This is a genomic window from Tateyamaria sp. syn59 (assembly GCF_007995245.1).
GTDB lineage: Bacteria > Pseudomonadota > Alphaproteobacteria > Rhodobacterales > Rhodobacteraceae > Tateyamaria.
The window spans coordinates 171,388-191,089 of the sequence record NZ_VCBA01000003.1 but is presented as its reverse complement, the minus strand read 5'-3'; the positions used below and the strand labels follow the sequence as shown (position 1 = coordinate 191,089).

Sequence of the window (19,702 nt, the reverse complement as noted above, 5' to 3'; positions counted from 1 at the left end):
CCAGTTTTGCCAACAAAAAAGGCCAGCCCGCAGGCTGGCCTTTGCCGATGCGATGAAAACCGCTTTTAGTTCAGCGCCTTGTCCGTGATCTGGTGCGTCCATGCGCCCTCGGGCGCGGCGGTGATCACCGGATCCGACCCGCCCGCCAGCAGCGATTCAACCGTACGTTCGTAGTCGGCAGGCTCCAGCGCGCCGTTGGACCCGGCGGTCAGCTTGGCCACCTCACCCATCATCCGCTTCTGGTGTTTTTCGGTCTGGGCGCCGGTCTCGTCATACTCCAGTACGATCATTGCGGCCTCGTCCGGGTTCTCCTCGGCATATTTCCAGCCTTTCATGGAGGCGCGGACGAAGCGGACCATCTTGTCCTCGAAGGCCGGGTCGGTGAGGTTTTCCTCGAGCACGTAAAGCCCGTCTTCGAGCGTCGCGACGCCGTTGTCTTCGTATTTGAAGACGGTCAGTTCTTCGGGCGTGAGCCCTGCATCAATGACCTGCCAGTATTCGTTGTAGGTCATGGTGGACACGCAGGCCGCCTGCCCGTTCAGGATCGGATCGACGTTAAAGCCCTGCTTCAGCACCTCGACGCCGTTGTCAGAGCCGTCGGTGGGGATCTCAAGCTGGCTCATCCACGACAGGAACGGGAATTCGTTGCCAAAGAACCAAACGCCGAGCGTCTTGCCGGGGAAGTCAGCGGTGGTCTCGACCCCGGCATCCTTACGGCAGGTCAGCATCATGCCCGAGGACTTGAACGGCTGCGCGATGTTGACCATGGGCAGGCCCTTTTCGCGGGCTGCGAGGGCAGCTGGCATCCACTCCACCGTGACGTCGGCACCGCCGCCGGCCAGCACTTGCGTGGGCGCGATGTCGGGGCCACCGGGCTTGATGGTGACGTTCAGGTCTTCTTCATCGTAGAACCCTTTTTCCAGCGCCACGTAGTAGCCCGCGAACTGCGCCTGCGTGACCCATTTCAGCTGCAAGGTGACGTCATCCGCCGCCCATGCACCCGTGGCGGTCAGCGACAGCGCTGCCAGAGTTGCTTTGATTTTCATGATACCCTCCGAGGTTGGTTTTGTTATCCGCGTTGTGACGGGTGCCAGAAGGTCACCCTCTTTTCGATCCAGGCCACGATGCCATAAAGCGCCGTGCCTGCCAAAGCTGCGACGGCGATTTCAGCCCAGACGAGGTCGATGCTCAAGCTGCCGACGCCGGTCGAGATGCGAAATCCCATGCCGCGCGTGGGGGAGCCGAAATATTCGGCAACGATGGCCCCGATGAGCGCCAGCGTGGTGGCGATTTTCAGTCCGTTGAAGATGAACGGCATGGCAGCGGGCAGGCGCAGGCGGATGAGCGTCTGCCAGTAGCCCGCCGCATAGGTCCGCATCAGGTCGCGCTGCATGGCGCTGGCTTCGTTCAAGCCCTGCACAGTGTTCACGAGGATGGGGAAGAACACCATCACCACAACCACAGCCGCCTTCGACTGCCAGTCAAAGCCGAACCAGTTCACCATGATGGGCGCGATGCCGACGATGGGCAGGGCGGCGACGAAATTGCCGATGGGCAGCAGGCCGCGTGTCAGGAACGCCGACCGGTCGATGGCGATTGCGGCAACAAAGGCGGCGATGGCTCCGATGGCAAAGCCCCGCAGCGCACCCTTGAGCACGGTTTGTTGGAAGTCGATCCACAAAATGTCAGTGGATGCGGCAAAGGTCTGCGCCACCGTCGAGGGCGCGGGCAGGATCACGGGTGAGACGCCGAAGCCACGCACCAGCCCTTCCCAGATCACCAGCAGCGTCAGGCCAAAGATCACGGGCACGGCAATGCGCACCGCGCGGATCTCGCCCCGGCGCGCGAGCCAAGCGTTCGAAGCCCACCCGCCCAGCCAGGCCACAAGCGCAAGGACCAGCCACATCATGTTGCCATCCCCATGCGCTTCAGTGTCACGCGCTGGATCACGTCAAGCAATGTCACCAGCGCCCCCGCCAGCACCGCCGCAGCAAACAGCGCCGACCAGATTGCCAGAGGCGTGCCGAACTGGTCCCCGATCAGAATACGCGCGCCGAGGCCGGAAATAGCCCCCGTTGGCAACTCGCCCACGATTGTCCCCACAAGTGCGGCCGCAATCCCGACCTTCAGCGAAGTGAACAGATAGGGCACCGAGGCTGGCAGACGCAGGCGCAGGAAACTCTGCAACCCGCTGGCGTTATAGGTCCTGAGCAGATCAAGCTGCGACGTGTCCGGCGCCCGCAGCCCCTTCACCATGCCCACGAGCACCGGGAAGAAACACAAATACGCCGAAATCACCGCCTTCGGTACCCCCCGCCCCTCGATCCCGACCTGAGAAGACAGGACAATGATCATCGGCGCCAGCGCCACAATGGGAATGGTCTGACTAATGATGGCCCAGGGCATAAGGCTCAACTGCGCGGTCCGGGAGTAGACAATGGCCACCGCTCCTACGATGCCCAGAAGCGTGCCCAGAGCAAACCCCCACAGCGTCGATTGCAAAGTGATCCAACTGTGGTAAATCAGCCCCCGCTTCGACCAGGGCCGGCCCTTGGCCACCATCTCGCCCGTGGTTTTCCACAACTCCTGCCCCACCTGCGCAGGCGTCGGCAACCGAGGCCGTTCCAGGGCGTAGCCCAGCCCCACATGCTCCGAATTGTCCAGCATCAGCCGCCATACCGACACGTCGCGGCGCGGCACAGACCCTTCCGGCACAACAGCCGCCCCCGCCCGCTCCGCCTGATCCAGCGCCACGCGCACGTTCATGGGGGCCACGGCCAGGTACCAGATCCCGACAATCACGGCCAAAACAGTCAGAACAGGGAACACCGACTTCACTACAAACGCCCCTGCTTCATTTCGCCAGAAAAACCGCCCCCGGAGGGCCGATCCGCCAAATGCCGAACCTCAGTCATAGGCATGCCCCGCCCGCAACCCGTCCCGCACCCGGTGCGCAATCTGCAGGAACTCGGGGCTTTCCCGAATATCCAAAGGTCGCTCCCGCGGCAGCGTGCTCTCGATCACATCCGTGATCCGTCCGGGGCGCGGCGACATCACAACGATCTTGGTCGACAGATACACCGCCTCGGGGATCGAGTGGGTGACAAAAGCGATGGTTTTCTCTGTCCGCGCCCAAAGCTGCAACAACTGCTCGTTCAGGTGATCGCGCACAATCTCGTCGAGCGCACCAAAGGGCTCGTCCATCAGCAGGATGTCCGCATCAAAAGCCAGCGCGCGTGCAATCGACGCGCGCTGCTGCATGCCGCCGGAGAGTTGCCAGGGGAATTTCTTTTCAAAGCCCGAGAGCTCCACCAGTTCCAGCGTCCGCGCCACTCGGTCGGCCTGCTCCGCTTTGGAATACCCCATGATCTCCAATGGCAGCGAGATATTGCGTCCAATCGTCCGCCAGGGATAAAGCCCCGCCGCCTGAAACACGTAACCATAAGCGCGAGACTTCCGGGCCTCCTCTGGCGTGGTTCCGTTCACGGTGATGGCGCCGCCAGTGGGCTGCTCCAGATCCGCCATGCAACGCAGAAAGGTCGTCTTGCCACAGCCCGAGGGCCCGATGAAGGACACGAAGTCGCCCTTGGCGATATCCAGTGAAACACCCTTTAGCGCATGGACAGGACCGTCATTGGTTTGAAACGTCAAATCTAGCGATTTGGCTTGAACTACGTTCTGTGTCGTCACTGCAGGGCCAGTCTTGCCAATGTCTTGAAATCCGATGCGGGACGCGTGGTCAGCGCAACAATATCATCCATCGCGTTGTCCGCATGATAAGCCACGATCCGGTAACCGATGGTGTAACCCGCCCAAACCGGATGTTGCCCGGTGCCAAAGAACCACTCCCCATGGTCATACGCCTGGTCCCACTCCGCGATAACCTGATCGGCCAGAGCCGCGGTATCACCCAACGCGCATTCCCAGGGCTCCGGCGGAGATGCGTAGAGGTCGCGCACAAAGACACCGGCCAGTCCCTCACTGATCAAGGCTTCGCCCAATGTCGCACCGTATCCCGGCCCACGCCAACGCAGAATATGGTTGATCTCATGCGCCAGGGTCCGCTCCAAAGGCGTATCCAGATTGCTCTCGAAGGCATCTGCCTCGGGATCGAAGGACAGGTAGACCATCCACCCATTCGGAGCAAAACCCACATGCCCGAGCTCGCGGATGACCCGCGGGCTGTCCTGCACCACGATGTCCAACTGTTCTACAGCCACGCGGTCTCTCACCCGCTTATGCGTGCGCGCAATGGCCGCTTCGATCGAGCCGCGCCAGGGTTTGAGCCGCCCCCGCGCATCCGCAAAATGGGTGGTCCAGTCCGCGCCCATCAAATCCCCGCCGGAATATTCAACGGATCGCGCTCGATCATCTTCGGCGCCGTCAGCGCTTTCCACTTCGACAGCGCCACCGACGCCGACGGGAAGGCCGGGCGCGGCACGAACTTGCCCCGACCGGGCTGCGGCTGCGAATTCTGGCCCCAGGCCCAGATCACCTCGCCCCGGCTCAGCGTATACCGCGACTGCGCCTTGACTTCGAACCCTTCGAAGACGTTGTAATCCAGCACCGAGTGGTGATTGGCAGGCGAAATCGTCTTGGTGATCTTCGGATCCCACACCACGATATCCGCATCGGCCCCCTCGACCAGTGCCCCCTTCTTCGGATAGATGTTCAGGATCTTGGCCACATTGGTCGAGGTACAGGCCACAAATTCGTTCGGCGTCAGACGCCCTGTCTCCACCCCTTCGGTCCAGAGCACGGCCAACCGCTCCTCCAACCCGTTCGAGCCGTTGGGAATGATGCGGAAATCGTCACGCCCTGCCCGCTTCTGCTCGGTATTAAAGGCCGCATGGTCCGTCGCCACCACCTGCAGCGACCCAGCCTGCAGGCCTGCCCAAAGCGAGTCCTGATGATCCTTCGACCGGAAGGGTGGCGACATCACCCGCCGCGCGGCATGGTCCCAATCCTTGTTGAAATACTCGCTCTCATCCAGCGTCAGGAACTGGATCAGCGGCTCGCCATAGACGCGCATGCCCTTCTGCCGCGCGCGCCGGATCGCCTCATGCGCCTGCTCGCAGGACACATGCACGATGTAGAGCGGCACATTGGCGGCATCCGCAATCATGATGGCACGGTTGGCCGCCTCGCCTTCAACCTCCGGCGGGCGGGAATAGGCGTGGCCCTCTGGCCCCGTGATCCCCTGATTGAAGTACTTCTCCTGCAGGGCCGCCACCACGTCGCCATTCTCTGCATGGACCATCGGCAAGGCACCCAGCTCGGCACAGCGCTGGAAGGACGCGAACATCTCGTCATCCTCAACCATCAAAGCACCCTTATAGGCCATGAAATGCTTGAAGGAATTGACGCCCATATCGACGGCGTCCTTCATCTCGTTAAAGACATTCTCGTTCCAGCCCGTGATCGCCATGTGATAGCCGACATCCGAACAGATCTGCGGCGCGGATTTGCGGTGCCATTCGTTGATCGCGTTCTTGATCGACCCGTCGGCCCCCGGCAGACAGAAATCCACAACCATCGTAGTCCCGCCGACGGCAGCCGCCCATGTGCCGGACTCAAACGTCTCGGCGGCGGTCGTGCCCATAAACGGCATCTCCAGATGCGTGTGCGGGTCGATGCCACCGGGAATGACATAGGCGCCCTCGGCGTCGATATACTCGTCACCCACCAGATCTTCGCCAATCTGCTTGATGGCCTCGCCCTCGACCAGCACATCGGCCTTCCAGGTCCGGTCTGCCGTACACACCATCCCACCTTTGATCACCTTGGTCATGTCATCTCTCCTCTGTCAGCTGTTTCTTCTGACGAAAAATACGACGGGGTCTGGGGCAAAGCCCCAGTCACACGCTCGCAAAACACCCCAGCGCCGGCCCATGCACCCCAATATCCAAGGGCCCGAAATCACTCTCCACACACAGCGAAAAGTAACCCGCGCGCGGCAAATATACCACGCGGTAGGCACCATCGCTGCGGGTCACGGTCCAGCAGCGCTGCGTGATGCCGCCGCTGAAGTTCACCGTGCATTCAAACGGCTGAACAAGCGCATCCTCAAAGGCTTGCACAAGGTTCCGCTCGGCCGCGGTCCCGCGCGGCGCATCCAGCGCTTCGGCGGCCACCAGATCGGCGATGCGATCGGCAAGGCTCAGATCAGGATCAATCACGCCACCACCCCGCGCCGGAATTTTGCAAAAATTCCGGTCCGTTTTCCGTGTCGGAAAACGACACGCTCACCCGACGATCTCCGCCGTCTCGACAACCGCGTGCATCAGCACATCCGTGCCCGCTGCGGCCCACTCTTTCGAGATTTCTTCCGCTTCATTGTGGCTCAGCCCATCGACACAGGGACACATCACCATCGCCGTCGGCGCCACCTGGTTGATCCAGCAGGCATCATGCCCCGCGCCGGAGATGATGTTCTGATGCGAATACCCCAACCGCTCCGCAGCAGACCGCACCGCGGTAACACAGCCCTCGTCAAAGGCCACCGGGTCAAACCCACCGACCTTCTCGAATGAAATGCGCAGCCCCATCTCGTCCGCGATCTTCTGACCTTCAGCGCGCAGCCGCGCCTCCATGTCCTCGATCACTCTCAGGTCCGGTGATCGGAAATCGACGGTAAACACCACCTTCCCCGGGATCACGTTGCGCGAGTTCGGATAGACGTCGATATGCCCCGCCGCGCCCACGGCATGGGGCGCATGAAACCACGCAATCTCGTCCACTTTTTCCAGCACCCGCGCCATGCCCAACCCGGCATTCTTGCGCATCGGCATGGGGGTCGATCCGGTGTGACTGTCTTTCCCCTCAATCGTCACCTGCGTCCACGACAGACCCTGCCCGTGCGTGACAACGCCAATATCCTTGCCCTCGGCCTCAAGGATGGGCCCCTGTTCGATGTGCAGCTCAAAAAAGGCGTGCATCTTCCGCGCGCCCACCTCTTCCTCGCCACGCCACCCAATGCGCTCCAGCTCATCTCCAAACGTCTTGCCCTCGGCATCGACCCGGTCATAGGCCCAGTCCTGCGTGTGAATGCCTGCAAACACCCCCGAAGACAGCATCGCAGGGGCATAGCGTGTCCCCTCTTCATTGGTGAAATTTGTCACCACGATGGGATGTTTCGTCTTCACATCCAGATCGTTCAGGGTGCGGATGATCTCCAACCCCCCAAGCACGCCCAATACGCCGTCATACTTCCCGCCAGTCGGCTGCGTATCCAGATGCGAGCCCACATAGACCGGCAGCGCATCGGGATCGGCACCGGGCCGCATCGCAAACATGTTGCCCATCTGGTCGAGCCCCATGGAACAGCCTGCCGCCTCGCACCACGCCTGAAACAAGGCACGCCCCTCGGCATCCTCGTCGGTTAATGTCTGCCTGTTGTTCCCACCGGCCACACCGGGGCCGATCTTGGCCATCTCCATCAGGCTGTCCCACAGCCGCTCACCGTTGATCCGCAGGTTCTCGCCCGGTGCCGCCATGTGATGTCCCCTTCTGCCGATGGCCCTGAACTTTTTGACCAATTGGTAAAGCTACGATTGCCAGCGTACGCTTTTCTGTCAAGAACTGCTTTGAACAGAATTGCCCAAGCGCCACGCATCTGCCTAGACTTGCAGCACATCACAAAGGACATGCCAATGCCCGACGGCGCCGAAAAGAAACCCAGCCGCATCCAGCTGCGCAACCGCAGCCTGATCCTGGATGCCGCACTCGACGTGTTTTCCGCCCACGGCTACCGCGGCGCCACCCTCGACCAGATCGCCGAGGCGGCGGGCCTCTCCAAACCCAACATCCTCTACTACTTCTCCGGCAAGGAAGAGATCCACGTCACCCTGCTGAACCAGTTGATGGAGACATGGCTAGACCCCCTGATTGAAATGGATGCCAGCGGCGACCCGCTCCAAGAATTATTGGCCTATGTCCAGCGCAAGCTTGACATGGCCCGCGAACTGCCGCGCGAAAGCCGCCTCTTCGCAGGCGAGATCATTCAGGGCGCGCCACGCATGCTGCCCCATCTCGAGGCGGACCTGAAACCGCTCTTTGATGAGAAATGTGCCGTGATCCAGGCCTGGGTGGATGCGGGCAAGCTGGCGCCCGTCGATCCGCGCCACCTGGTCTTTTCGATCTGGTCAACCACCCAGCACTACGCCGACTTCGCTGTCCAGATCGGCGTTCTGATGAGCACGGACAAACCGGCGCCTGGCGCCGACGCCTACCTGCGCGACCTTTTCACCAACCTGCTTACACCCGCCAATCGTTAACGGTTCGGTAACCTTCATTACCGATCTCCGTCCTTCATTAACCTTCCATTCACACCGCTCGCAGCACAACGGAGCCGGGTGAGGGCGCAAGCCTATGAGTGGAATATGAGTATCTTATCAATTTTCGGCGGCGGAGGAGGCAGTCCGCAAACGGTACAGCAGCCATCGAACCAACAACAGACCGGGGACAGTACCGACCAGACAAGCGCCGCGGCAAATGAAAGCCAGGACAGCGGGTCCGCAACCTCGGGCAATGCCGCGCAGACACAGGACACTACGGCACCGGCCCCTGCGACCGGTACGGATCAATCCACAGCGACCGCAGCCGCACCACCGCCCGAGCCGCAGGCCGAAGCGGCGCGGGTCAACACGTTGGGTGAAAGCGGCAACGCAACACCCACGCAGACCATCGTCGAAGCCGCCATCGCGGAAACCCCTGAGCAGATCGAGGCAGACGCCCGCCGCTTTGCCGAAGCCGCGCAAGAACAACAGCGGCTTGAGTTGCTGATCGAAGCGGTGAACACGCCTGTTGAAACCGCCCCCCTAACCGCCCCGGCGGCAGAGACGGACGAGACTGCAGCCTCCGCGAAAGAGGATGGAACGCCCGTCTAGTGCGCTGACGCGAACCTGTTACTCGGCGGCAGTGGCCGCCGGGTTGTTCGGGTGGGTCGTCCAATTCGCATAATCCGGCTCGACGACCTTGCCCGTGCGTGGGTCTGTGTCACCCACCGCCATCGGCTCCATCGTGATGCAGTTTTCGACCGGGCACACGTTGACGCACAGGTTACAGGCCACGCATTCCTCGTCGATCACCTCGAACACGCGGTCGTCCGACATCGAAATCGCCTGGTGCGAGGTGTCCTCGCAGGCTGCAAAACACCGTCCGCACGAGATACACAGATCCTGGTTGATCTTGGCCTTCGCCACGTAGTTCAGGTTTAGGTACTGCCAGTCGGTCACATTGGGCACCGCGGCCCCTTTGAAGTCGTCGATGCTGGCGTGGCCCTTTTCGTCCATCCAGTCCGACAGACCACTGATCATCTCCTGCACGACCTTGAAGCCGTAGGTCATCGCAGCAGTACACACCTGCACGTTGCCGCAGCCCAAGGTGATGAACTCCGCCGCATCGCGCCATGTGGTGATGCCGCCAATGCCCGAAATGGGCAGGCCATGCGTTTCGGGGTTGCGTGCAATCTCCGACACCATCGACATCGCGATGGGCTTGACCGCAGGCCCGCAATAGCCCCCGTGCGACCCCTTCCCGTCAATCGACGGCTCCGGCGACATCGTGTCGAGGTTGACCGACGTGATCGAGTTGATCGTGTTGATCAGGCTCACGGCATCCGCGCCACCTGCCTTCGCTGCAGCCGCAGGCTTGCGAATATCGGTGATGTTCGGTGTCAACTTCACGATGACCGGCTTCGAATAGTACTGCTTGCACCAGCGCGTCACCATTTCGATGTATTCGGGCACCTGCCCCACGGCAGACCCCATGCCCCGCTCGCTCATCCCGTGCGGGCAGCCAAAGTTCAGCTCGATGCCATCGGCGCCTGTATCCTCAACGAGCGGCAGGATGGCTTTCCACGCCTCCTCCTCACAGGGCACCATGATCGACACGATCATGGCCCGGTCGGGATAGTCGGCTTTGACGCGCTTGATCTCTTCCAGATTGGTATAGAGATCACGGTCGGTGATCAGTTCGATGTTGTTCAGACCCAAAAGCCGCCGGTCCGCGCCGTAGATCGCGCCATAGCGCGGCCCGTTCACGTTGACGACGGGCGGCCCTTCGGATCCCAGCGTCTTCCAGACAACACCGCCCCACCCCGCCTCAAAGGCGCGGCGGACATTGTATTCCTTGTCCGTGGGCGGGGCCGAGGCCAGCCAGAAGGGGTTAGGGGATTTAATCCCGACGAAATCACTTTGCAGGTTTGCCATCGTTCTCTCCCTCCGCTCAGGCCGTCAGGCTCGCGTGAATATCCATCGCCGCATCGCGGCCCTCAGCCACGGCCGTCACGGTCAAGTCGTCACCACCAGCGGCACAATCGCCCCCCGCCCAGACACCGTTTATCGACGTGCGCCCGGCACCGCTCACCGCGATCTTGCCACCCTCCAGATTAGGCAACGCATCGCCTTCCAGCGTCTGACCAATGGCGCGCAGTACCTGATCTGCAGGGATACGCACCATCTCGCCCGTGCCAGTCATATCGTCGTTCACGTATTCAAACTCTATCTCGCGCACGGCCCCGTTGCCATGCACCGCGCGCGGCACGACATGGGTCATGATCCGCACGCCCTTGGACGCGGCAAGATCCTGTTCGAACACACTCGCATTCATACGGTCCCGCCCTCGGCGATAGGCCAGGGTTACGTTCAGAGCACCCAACAACTTGGACTGAACGGCCGCATCCACCGCCGTCATACCACCACCGATGACAACCACATCGCGACCGACCGGCAACGCACCCATGTCAGACGCCTGCCGCAGATCAGCGATGAAGTCGACGGCGTTGAGAACACCATCCTTGTCGCCACCCTCGACAGCCAGCGCGTTCACACCGCCCAGCCCCATGCCAAGGAACACGGCATCAAAGTCACCCTTCAACTGCTCCAGCGTTACATCGCGCCCCAGCGCCTCGCCATGCTCGAGGGTGATACCACCGATCTTGAGCAGCCAGTCCACTTCGGCCTGCGCAAACCCTTCGGGTGTCTTGTAGGCCGCGATCCCGTATTCGTTCAGCCCCCCCGGCTTGGGCAGAGCGTCATAGACGGTCACGTCGTGACCCAGCATCGCCAAGCGGTGCGCGCAGGACAGACCAGCAGGCCCCGCGCCCACCACGGCCACCGTCTTCCCCGTGGCCTCAGCGCGCCTGAAAGGATGGATGCCCTGTTCTTGCAAATGATCCGTGGCATAGCGCTGAAGCTGCCCGATCTTGACCGGCTTGCCCTCGGCCAACTCGCGCACACAGGCCTCTTCACACAACGTCTCTGTCGGACAGACCCGCGCGCACATGCCGCCCATGATATTTTGGCTCAGTATGGTCTTGGCCGCCGCATCCGGCGTGCCGGTCGCGATCTGTCGGATGAAAAGCGGGATGTCGATGTCTGTCGGGCACGCCGTGATGCAGGGCGCGTCATGACAGAAATAACAGCGATCCGCGGCTACCAGCGCTTCATGCGCATCCATAGCCGGATGCAAGTCCGAAAAATTGTCGGCATAGGCACCGTCGTCAAGGCGGCCCGCCGCAAGACCCGGTGAGAAAGGAGATGGCTTCATGGCTACCCCATTTGCAAGATTTGATCGTATGAAACGCTCTCACAGGTCGAAAATTTTATCAACTGGTAAAAAAGACCTGACCCCGTCGTTTCCCCCCTCCTGCACAAAGAAGCGGCAGTTTGCCGGTGCGGCCGTGCGAGGCCGGAAGGCCTTGAAAAACATGAAAACGGTGCCATATCTCGCCGTGCTACATCATCTATCGACCCACTGCTCCTTCCGGCTCAGTCACTCGATCTCATGACAACGCCAAGGTTGCCGCATGTTGCGGGCAACATTCAAAGGAGAAACGACGATGGCCAACGGCACCGTCAAATGGTTCAACACCACCAAAGGCTACGGCTTCATCGCCCCGGAATCGGGCGGCAAGGACGTATTCGTTCACATCTCGGCCGTCGAACGTTCGGGCCTCACGGGCCTCGCCGACAACCAGAAGGTCACATTCGACCTGGAAGCCGGCCGTGACGGACGCGAAAGCGCGGTGAACATCGCACTGGCGTAAGCCTTTCGCGAAACACCAGTTTCAGGGCGGTGCGCTTTTCGGTGCGCCGCCTTTTCTTTTTTACAACCTTCGGAGCCTCCGGCGGGGATTTTTTAAAACAGGGAAGAAAGGACCCGCGGCTCTCTACAGGCGTCGCACCACCCTGGTTTCTTCTCTTTCCAAATACGGCGGGGTTTGGGGCAGCGCCCCAATAAAGAATGTCGTCGCGGCACGCGGCCTTTGGATCACGGCCCGGTCCAGTCTACACCGGTGGCCTCTTCAATCTTCAAAAGGCCCACAGGCCAGGGCTGCATCAAGGCTTTCACCGCGTCGATGTCGTCGCTCATCCACGTCTGCAGATCGGCGCGTTCGAGCAAAACGCCCATCCTGTGATGTATGGGCGCCACGTCCGCATTTGGCTCACAGGTGACCGCCGCCACTTGAGGCACCTGCAATCCGCCCGGCGCCGTCCAGACATCGGTGACCGCCGCGAAATAAAGAAAGCCGCCGTCCTTCGGCACAATCCGCCATGCGGTTTTCTTGCGTTTTTCTCCGGTCCACTCGTACCAGCCATTGACCGGGATGACCGCCCGGCCAACGCCCTGGAACGCCTGCTTTTCGAACAGCGTCTCGGACCGCGCGTTGATGATGTTCTGCATAACGGGCCGACCGCGGGCGTTGACGCGACCCACGGGGACAATGCCCCAGCGCATCCGGGTCAGGGCACCATCAAAGACGATGATCTCCTGGCTTGGAGAGATGTTGTGGCGGGCGGGTTCATTGTCGACTGCGCCCGCGGGCACACCGAGGGCGGCCGTCAGGTCCGACACCGGGTCGGTGAAAAAGAACCGCCCCGGCATTCTACTCGACCCGTGCGATCAGCGCCTCGACGCTCGGGCCAACCCCCTCGACGATCCGCGCAACACCGGTCGCGTTGGGGTGAATGCCGTCGGGCTGCATGAAACTGCGCACATCTGCAGGATCCGTATCCGGCCCACCCAGCCCCGCAAAGAAGCTGTCGAGGAAGAGCGTGCCGTATTCCTCGGCTATCTCCGGGTACATCGCATCGAACGCCTGCTTGTAATCCGGGCCGTAGTTACCCGGCGCCTGCATGCCGACGACCAGCACCTCCACCCCGGCCTCCGTGGCGGCTTGCACGATGCCTTCGAGATTGGCCCGACTCACCTCTGGCGCGATGCCGCGGAGCAGGTCATTGCCGCCCAGCGTCACGATCATCGCGTCGACCTCGGGCGTGAGGGTCCACGCGACCCGGCTGAGCCCCCCTTGGGTCGTATCGCCCGACACACCCGCGTTGATGACGCTGACATCGTGCCCGGCCTCCGCCAACCACGCCTCAAGCTGCGGCACGAACCCCTGCTCAACGGGCAGCCCATAGCCCTGGGTCAGACTGTCACCCAATGCCGCAATCGTCACCGGCTCTGCCACAGCGGCACCAGCACACAGACTTATGACAATTGCACCTGTTACCTTGCCCATGCTGATCCGATCTCCATATGACGGCGTACACGACAATAAAGGCCGCTTGCGATGTCCGATCCAGTCCTCTCCCTCAAAAATGCAGCGCTCAGCCTCGATGGCAATGCCGGGCGGGTCGATATCCTGCATGGGATCACGCTGGACGTGGCCAAGGGCGAAACGGTCGGGCTGGTGGGGCCTTCGGGGTCCGGCAAGTCATCCCTTCTTATGATCATGGGCGGGCTGGAGCGGGCCACGGGCGGCACCGTAACCGCACTCGGCCAAGACCTGACAGCAATGAACGAAGACGCGCTTGCCCGCTTTCGGCGCGGGCATATGGGCGTGGTGTTCCAGAGCTTTCACCTGATCCCGACAATGACCGCGCTGGAAAATGTCGCGACACCGCTGGAACTGGCCGGCGTGCGCGATGCGTTTGACCGGGCGGAGGCAGAACTGGACGCAGTCGGCCTCGCCCACCGCAGCGGGCACTACCCCAGCCAGATGTCCGGGGGCGAACAACAGCGCGTGGCACTGGCCCGTGCGCTGGTCACCCGGCCCGAAATCCTGCTGGCCGATGAGCCCACGGGTAACCTCGACGGCGCAAACGGGCAGGCGATCATGGACCTGCTCTTTGCCCTGCGCGACCGGCACGGGGCCACGCTGGTGCTGGTCACCCATGCGCCTGATCTGGCCGCGCGCTGCGACCGGGTGATCCGTCTGGCGGATGGCCAGATCGAAGCGCCCGCGCGGGCCGCCGCCGAATGAGCCTTGCAACTTCTGCCCGCTTTGCCCGGCGCGAATTGCGCGGGGGCCTGCAGGGTTTCCGTATTTTTCTCGCCTGTCTGGCGCTGGGTGTGGCCGCGATTGCGGCTGTCGGGTCCGTGCGCTCTGCCATCGAGGCGGGACTGGAGCGCGAAGGCGCGGCCCTGCTGGGCGGTGATGCGGAGCTGGATTTCACCTACCGCTTTGCCACCGAGGAGGAGCGCGCCTGGATGGAGGGCATCGCGACCGAGGTGTCGGAGATTGCTGATTTCCGCTCCATGGCCGTGGTCAACCGGGGCGGAGAGACCGAGCGCGGGCTGACCCAGATCAAGGCTGTTGATGGGGCCTATCCGTTGATTGGCGCTGTGGAATTGGATCCAGCGATGCCACTGCCAGAGGCGTTGGCGGGGCAGGATGATCTGCCCGGTGCAGTGATGGAACGCGCATTGATCGACCGGCTCGGGCTGAGCACCGGCGACACGTTCCGCCTGGGCACGCAGGATTTTGTGCTGATGGCGACGCTTGCCCGCGAACCGGATAGTGCTGCCGGTGGCTTTGGGTTGGGGCCACGCACCATCGTGCTGCGCACGGCGCTGGAGAACGCGCAGCTGCTCGCCCCCGGCACGTTGTTCAATTCGCAGTACCGGCTGGATTTGCCGGATGGCACCGACCTTGCAGCGCTTGAGGATCAGGCGCGGGATCAGTTCGAGGCGACGGGTATGCGCTGGACTGACGCGCGCAACGGTACGCCGGGGGTGTCCGAATTCGTGGACCGGCTGGGCGCGTTTTTGGTTCTGGTAGGCTTGTCTGGCCTCGCCGTAGGGGGTGTCGGCGTGTCGGCGGCGGTGCGGGCGTATCTGTCCGGCAAGACATCGGTGATTGCCACGTTACGCACGCTTGGGGCTGAGCGGCGGACGATCTTTCAGACCTACTTTATTCAGATCGGCGTGTTGTCCCTGCTGGGTATCGCGATCGGGCTGGTGCTGGGGGCTTTTGTGCCGTTGGTGCTTGCCCCTGTGATCGAGGCACGCTTGCCGATCCCTGCCAGCTTCACGATCTTCCCCGCCCCGCTGATCGAGGCAGCGATCTATGGCCTGCTTACGGCCTTTGTCTTTACCCTGTGGCCGCTGGCGCGGGCCGAGGATGTGCGGGCAGCGACCCTGTTTCGCGATGCGCTCGACAAGGCGCGGCTGCTGCCGCGAATCGGCTACCTGTTCTGGATCGGTGTGGGATTGACCGCGCTGATCGGCCTCGCAGGCCTGTTCTCCGGCACATGGTGGCTGACGCTCTGGACCTCCGGCGGGATCGCCTTTGCCCTCGGCCTCCTGGCCCTCGCTGCCGTCCTGATCCGCTGGCTGTCGAAACGCACCGCCCCACGGGCCAAGGGGCGGCCCGCGCTGCGGTGGGCGCTTGGCGCCATTTCCGGCACACGCGAGGGGGCGGCTTCGGTGGTGCTGTCGCTGGGCCTTGGCCTGTCGGTCCTTGCCGCCGTGGGCCAAATCGACGGCAACCTGCGCAACGCGATTACCGGCAATCTGCCTGAGATTGCGCCCAGCTATTTCTTTGTCGACATCCAGCGCGACCAGATGGCGGGCTATACCGAGCGGTTGGAGAGTGACCCCGCCGTCAGCCGCATCGACAGCGCACCGATGCTGCGCGGCATCATCACCCGGATCAACGGGCAGCGCGCCGCGGACGTGGCGGGCGACCATTGGGTGCTGCAAGGCGACAGGGGTATCACCTATTCCGACACGCCCACCGAAAACACGCGCATCACCGCCGGTAAATGGTGGCCAGAGGACTACACGGGCGCCCCCCAAATCAGCTTTGCCGCCGAAGAGGCCGAAGAGATGGGCCTGTCCCTGGGCGACAGCATGACCATCAACATCCTGGGCCGCGACATCATCGGCACAATCACCTCGTTCCGCGAGGTGGATTTCTCCACCGCAGGCATCGGTTTCATCCTGTCGATGAACCCCGCAGCCCTCCAAGGCGCGCCGCATACATTCATCTCGACCGTCTACGCCGAAGACGGAGCGGAAACCCAGATCCTGCGCGACATCGCCAACGCCTATCCCAACGTGACGGCCATCCGAGTCCGCGACGCCATCGACCGGGTGAGCGAGGTGCTGTCCGGCCTCGCCGCCGCGACATCCTACGGCGCAGGCGCCACATTGCTCACGGGCTTCCTCGTTCTGATCGGCGCGGCGGCCGCAGGCACCCAAGCGCGCACATACGAAGCGGCCGTGCTGAAAACCCTCGGCGCCACACGCCAGCGCATCCTGATCAGCTTCGCCACCCGCGCCGCCCTCCTTGGCCTCGGCGCAGGTGCGGTGGCGCTCGCCGCAGGGATCGCAGGCGGCTGGGCGGTGAGTTACTACATCATGGACACCGACTTCACCGTCATCTGGCCCTCCGCCCTCGCCATCGTCATTGGTGGGGTAACGGCCACGCTGCTGGCGGGCCTCGCCTTTGCCTGGGGTCCGCTGGCGGCACGGCCCGCGCAGGTGCTGCGAGGACGCGAATAAGGTACGTTGCGGCAGTGCGGCAAGCCATGGCACACCATCGGCGATCCATGGAATCAAGGACTATTTTATGACCGACCAATTGCCCATGCCTGTCACCGCCCCACTGACCACGGCGCAAAAGACCCAGATCGTCAACCTGATCCGCCGCGCCGCCCGGGCCGAGATCATGCCCCGCTTTCGCCGCCTCGACGCAGGCGAGATCGACACCAAGCGCGACGAAACGGATCTGGTGACCCAAGCGGACACGGCAGCCGAAGCCATGATCACCCGCGGTCTGCAAATGGCCTTCCCTCATGCACTGGTCATCGGGGAAGAGGCAGTGTCATCCAACCCCAAACTGCTCGACGGTGTGGGCGAGGCCGAGCTTGCCTTCATCATCGACCCGGTCGACGGCACATGGAACTTCGCCAAAAACATGCCGCTCTTCGGCACGATGGTCTCGGTCTGCCGGTTTGGCGTACCGGTCTTCGGGCTGATCTATGACCCGGTCGGTAACGACCTGATCATGGCCGACAACACGTCTCCTGCGCAGTGGCTGACGCAAACCGGGCGTATTCGGCTCATCCATACAGCGGGCACGAAACCGCTGGGCGAGCTTGCAGGCTACGCGCATATCCGGCTGATGACGCCGGCGGATCAAGCGCTGATGTGGACCAAGGTGGGCGCGCTGGCCTTTATCGGCAGCCTGCGCTGTTCAGCGCACGAATATCGGCTTTTGGCGACCGGTGCGGTAGATTTCGTTCTATCCGCCACGCTTAACAGCTGGGACCATGCTGCCGGTGTCCTGATCTGCCAGCAGGCCGGCGGCAAGGCCGCAATGCTGGACGGGTCAGACTACACCGCCGCGACAACCGAGGGCTACCTGCTGTCCGCCGCATCGCCCGAGGTCTGGGACACGCTGGCCAAGCATTTCGCGGACCTGATGTCGGACACATGACGCCCTGGTTCTTTGGCTACGGCAGCCTCGTCAACCGGGCTACGCATGACTACCCGAACGCCCAGCGCGCCACGCTGAACGGCTGGCGCCGGGTCTGGGTGCGCACCGAACGGCGCGACGTGGTGTTCCTGTCGGTGCACGAGGCGCCGGGCCACCGCATCGACGGTCTGATCGCCACGGTGCCGCGCGCAGACTGGGCCGCACTTGACCTGCGCGAGACGGGGTACAACCGGATCGATGCCACACAGGCCGTGGCACACAGGGCCGATGCCATCGATATCGCCGTCTACCAGGTGCCGCCAGATGCGCAGCGTCCGGGTGGCAATCACCATATCCTGCTCAGCTATCTCGACGTTGTGGTGCAGGGGTTCATGCGTGAGTTTGGCCAAGCCGGGGCCGAACACTTCTTTGCCACGACGGATGGCTGGGACACGACAGTCCATGACGACCGCGGCGCCCCGCTCTACCCCCGCGCCCAGACGCTGACGGCCCAGGAACAGGCACTCACCGACCGCCTACTTGCGGAGGTTCAGTAGGGACAACAGCCGTCCTTCGCGGGCAAAGCTGTCGCGGGCAACCTCCCCACCCTCAGCCGCGATGACGCGCCGGGCCAAGAGCCAAGCGAACGCGCCAAAGACCACAGCCGACAGCGCCTGCCCGATCAAAACGCCCTCCGCGCCAAAAAGCTGCCCGCCAACCCACACCAGCGGGATCATGGCGACGGTGTTCCGCCCCCAGTTCATCCACGTCGAATAAAACGGGTGCCCCAGATTGTTGAACGCCGCATTGGCGACAAACAGCACCCCGTTGAAAAAGAACAAAAGCGCCAGCGGCCCGCAGAACAGGAACACCAGATCGCGGGTCACGCCGCTCGCATCGAACAGATCCGCAATCGGCCCGCGCAAGACAAACAGCGCCCCCGCAATGACAAAGATCACCGACCCCGCAAAGATCAGCGCCGCATCAAACCCCGCCCGCACCCGGTCATGGCGCCCCGCGCCAAAGTTCTGACCCAGGATCGGCCCAACCGCACCGGACAGGGCAAAAATCACGGCAAAGGCCACCGGCATCAAACGGCCCACGATGGCCATGCCCGCCACAGCCTCCAACCCGTATTGCGCCATGGACCGTGTGACGATGGCCTGCCCCACGGGCGTTGCGAACTGCGTGAGGATGGCGGGAAAACCGATGGTCACTAGCGGACCAAAATCGCGCAGCATTCCAACCACCTCAGGACGCGGCAGGCCGCCATGATGGCGCAGAATCGGCAGAATGGCCGTTGTCGCAATCGCCACCCGCGCAGCGACCGAAGCCAGCGCCGCACCGGTCAAATCAAGCCCCAGACCAAAGATCAGGATGGGATCGAGAACGGCATTCACGCCTCCGCCCCAGATCGTTGCCATCATGGCGCGGCGCGCATCGCCATGGGCGCGCAGAATACCGCTGCCCATCATGCCAACGACCAGAAAGGGCAACGACGGGATGATGATGGCCAGATACCCCTCGGCCAGCGCCGCCGTCTCCCCCTCGGCCCCGATCCAGCGCACGAAGGTCGGGATGTTCAACCAGACAAAGGCCGAAAACAGCACCCCAAAGCCAACGCCGTAGGCCAGCCCATGCGAACTGCGCAACCGCGCGCGCTCGGTATCTCCCGCACCCAGATCACGCGCGACCAAGGCGCCCACGGCAATCGCCATCCCGATGGAAAAGGACGTCGTGAAAAACAGGATCGCCCCGGCATAGCCTACGGCAGCCGCCAACTCCGCCTTGCCCAACATAGAGATGAACACCATGTCGATGAAATCGACCAGAAACACCGCCATCAACCCGACGGTCGAGGTCAAAGACATCACCGTGACATGACGCAAAAGCGACCCGGAGAGGAACTTCGCTTGCCCCTCAGCCACGGGTCCACCCCTTCCCTGTATTCAAAAAATCCCGTCCCATTGCCCGGTAGGCGGCTTTGCCGCC

General features: G+C 62.7%; 20 protein-coding genes. 7 read left to right on the top strand and 13 right to left on the bottom strand.

What is annotated here, in order from left to right:
• Positions 1 to 65 precede the first annotated feature (65 nt).
• The 8 genes from FD715_RS06990 to FD715_RS06955 all read right to left on the bottom strand — a co-directional run bounded on the left by FD715_RS06990 (position 66) and on the right by FD715_RS06955 (position 7,496).
• Complete coding sequence (locus FD715_RS06990; RefSeq protein WP_147107250.1) at positions 66 to 1,046, bottom strand: ABC transporter substrate-binding protein; 981 nt, start codon at positions 1,044 to 1,046, stop codon at positions 66 to 68.
• A gap of 23 nt (positions 1,047 to 1,069) precedes the next feature.
• A complete protein-coding gene (locus FD715_RS06985; protein ID WP_147107248.1) occupies positions 1,070 to 1,909 on the bottom strand; it encodes an ABC transporter permease in 840 nt (279 codons plus the stop codon).
• The gene (locus FD715_RS06980) at positions 1,906 to 2,838 is read right to left on the bottom strand and encodes an ABC transporter permease (RefSeq protein ID WP_147107245.1); all 933 of its coding nucleotides are present in this window, start codon (positions 2,836 to 2,838) and stop codon (positions 1,906 to 1,908) included. Before FD715_RS06980 ends, FD715_RS06985 begins: the two co-directional genes overlap by 4 nt.
• Positions 2,839 to 2,907: 69 nt before the next feature.
• Complete coding sequence (locus FD715_RS06975; protein ID WP_147107242.1) at positions 2,908 to 3,690, bottom strand: ABC transporter ATP-binding protein; 783 nt, start codon at positions 3,688 to 3,690, stop codon at positions 2,908 to 2,910.
• On the bottom strand, positions 3,687 to 4,331 hold the full coding sequence (locus tag FD715_RS06970; RefSeq protein WP_147107239.1) for a DUF2268 domain-containing putative Zn-dependent protease: 645 nt from the start codon (positions 4,329 to 4,331) through the stop codon (positions 3,687 to 3,689). The genes FD715_RS06975 and FD715_RS06970 overlap by 4 nt, the downstream gene beginning before the upstream one ends.
• The gene (hydA, locus tag FD715_RS06965; RefSeq protein ID WP_147107236.1) at positions 4,331 to 5,791 is read right to left on the bottom strand and encodes a dihydropyrimidinase; all 1,461 of its coding nucleotides are present in this window, start codon (positions 5,789 to 5,791) and stop codon (positions 4,331 to 4,333) included. Before hydA ends, FD715_RS06970 begins: the two co-directional genes overlap by 1 nt.
• A gap of 67 nt (positions 5,792 to 5,858) precedes the next feature.
• Positions 5,859 to 6,179 (bottom strand): hypothetical protein, encoded by a 321-nt coding sequence (locus tag FD715_RS06960; RefSeq protein WP_147107233.1) that lies wholly within the window; start codon positions 6,177 to 6,179, stop codon positions 5,859 to 5,861.
• 66 nt (positions 6,180 to 6,245) lie between these two features.
• Positions 6,246 to 7,496, bottom strand: coding sequence for a Zn-dependent hydrolase (locus tag FD715_RS06955; RefSeq protein ID WP_147107230.1), 1,251 nt, complete (start codon positions 7,494 to 7,496; stop codon positions 6,246 to 6,248).
• 150 nt (positions 7,497 to 7,646) lie between these two features.
• On the opposite strand from FD715_RS06955, the gene FD715_RS06950 reads away from it, so the two are divergent.
• A complete protein-coding gene (locus FD715_RS06950) occupies positions 7,647 to 8,276 on the top strand; it encodes a TetR family transcriptional regulator C-terminal domain-containing protein (RefSeq protein WP_147107227.1) in 630 nt (209 codons plus the stop codon).
• Positions 8,277 to 8,381: 105 nt separating this feature from the next.
• Positions 8,382 to 8,888 (top strand): hypothetical protein, encoded by a 507-nt coding sequence (locus FD715_RS06945; protein ID WP_147107224.1) that lies wholly within the window; start codon positions 8,382 to 8,384, stop codon positions 8,886 to 8,888.
• 18 nt (positions 8,889 to 8,906) lie between these two features.
• Here FD715_RS06945 and preA read toward each other — a convergent pair whose 3' ends face one another.
• Both preA and FD715_RS06935 read right to left on the bottom strand, forming a co-directional pair.
• Positions 8,907 to 10,211 (bottom strand): NAD-dependent dihydropyrimidine dehydrogenase subunit PreA, encoded by a 1,305-nt coding sequence (gene preA / locus FD715_RS06940; protein WP_147107221.1) that lies wholly within the window; start codon positions 10,209 to 10,211, stop codon positions 8,907 to 8,909.
• Between the two features lie 16 nt (positions 10,212 to 10,227).
• On the bottom strand, positions 10,228 to 11,550 hold the full coding sequence (locus tag FD715_RS06935; protein ID WP_147107218.1) for an NAD(P)-dependent oxidoreductase: 1,323 nt from the start codon (positions 11,548 to 11,550) through the stop codon (positions 10,228 to 10,230).
• Between the two features lie 292 nt (positions 11,551 to 11,842).
• Between FD715_RS06935 and FD715_RS06930 the strand changes: the two genes are divergently transcribed.
• On the top strand, positions 11,843 to 12,049 hold the full coding sequence (locus FD715_RS06930; protein ID WP_039685727.1) for a cold-shock protein: 207 nt from the start codon (positions 11,843 to 11,845) through the stop codon (positions 12,047 to 12,049).
• A gap of 224 nt (positions 12,050 to 12,273) precedes the next feature.
• Here the strand turns inward: FD715_RS06930 and FD715_RS06925 are convergent, their stop codons facing one another.
• Positions 12,274 to 12,888: an SOS response-associated peptidase gene (locus FD715_RS06925; RefSeq protein WP_147107215.1), complete on the bottom strand. Its 615-nt coding sequence runs from the start codon at positions 12,886 to 12,888 to the stop codon at positions 12,274 to 12,276.
• A gap of 1 nt (position 12,889) precedes the next feature.
• Complete coding sequence (locus FD715_RS06920) at positions 12,890 to 13,525, bottom strand: arylesterase (RefSeq protein ID WP_147107212.1); 636 nt, start codon at positions 13,523 to 13,525, stop codon at positions 12,890 to 12,892.
• Positions 13,526 to 13,576: 51 nt separating this feature from the next.
• On the opposite strand from FD715_RS06920, the gene FD715_RS06915 reads away from it, so the two are divergent.
• From FD715_RS06915 to FD715_RS06900, 4 genes are all read left to right on the top strand, one after another.
• Positions 13,577 to 14,269, top strand: coding sequence for an ABC transporter ATP-binding protein (locus tag FD715_RS06915; protein WP_147107209.1), 693 nt, complete (start codon positions 13,577 to 13,579; stop codon positions 14,267 to 14,269).
• On the top strand, positions 14,266 to 16,794 hold the full coding sequence (locus tag FD715_RS06910; RefSeq protein WP_147107206.1) for an ABC transporter permease: 2,529 nt from the start codon (positions 14,266 to 14,268) through the stop codon (positions 16,792 to 16,794). The genes FD715_RS06915 and FD715_RS06910 overlap by 4 nt, the downstream gene beginning before the upstream one ends.
• A gap of 67 nt (positions 16,795 to 16,861) precedes the next feature.
• Positions 16,862 to 17,731, top strand: coding sequence for an inositol monophosphatase (locus FD715_RS06905; RefSeq protein WP_147107201.1), 870 nt, complete (start codon positions 16,862 to 16,864; stop codon positions 17,729 to 17,731).
• Entirely contained in the window at positions 17,728 to 18,267 is a 540-nt protein-coding gene (locus tag FD715_RS06900) for a gamma-glutamylcyclotransferase family protein (RefSeq protein ID WP_147107198.1), read from the top strand. The genes FD715_RS06905 and FD715_RS06900 overlap by 4 nt, the downstream gene beginning before the upstream one ends.
• Here FD715_RS06900 and FD715_RS06895 read toward each other — a convergent pair.
• Positions 18,247 to 19,638, bottom strand: coding sequence for an MATE family efflux transporter (locus tag FD715_RS06895; RefSeq protein WP_147107196.1), 1,392 nt, complete (start codon positions 19,636 to 19,638; stop codon positions 18,247 to 18,249). The two genes, FD715_RS06900 and FD715_RS06895, sit on opposite strands and share 21 nt — an antisense overlap.
• Positions 19,639 to 19,702: the final 64 nt, after the last annotated feature.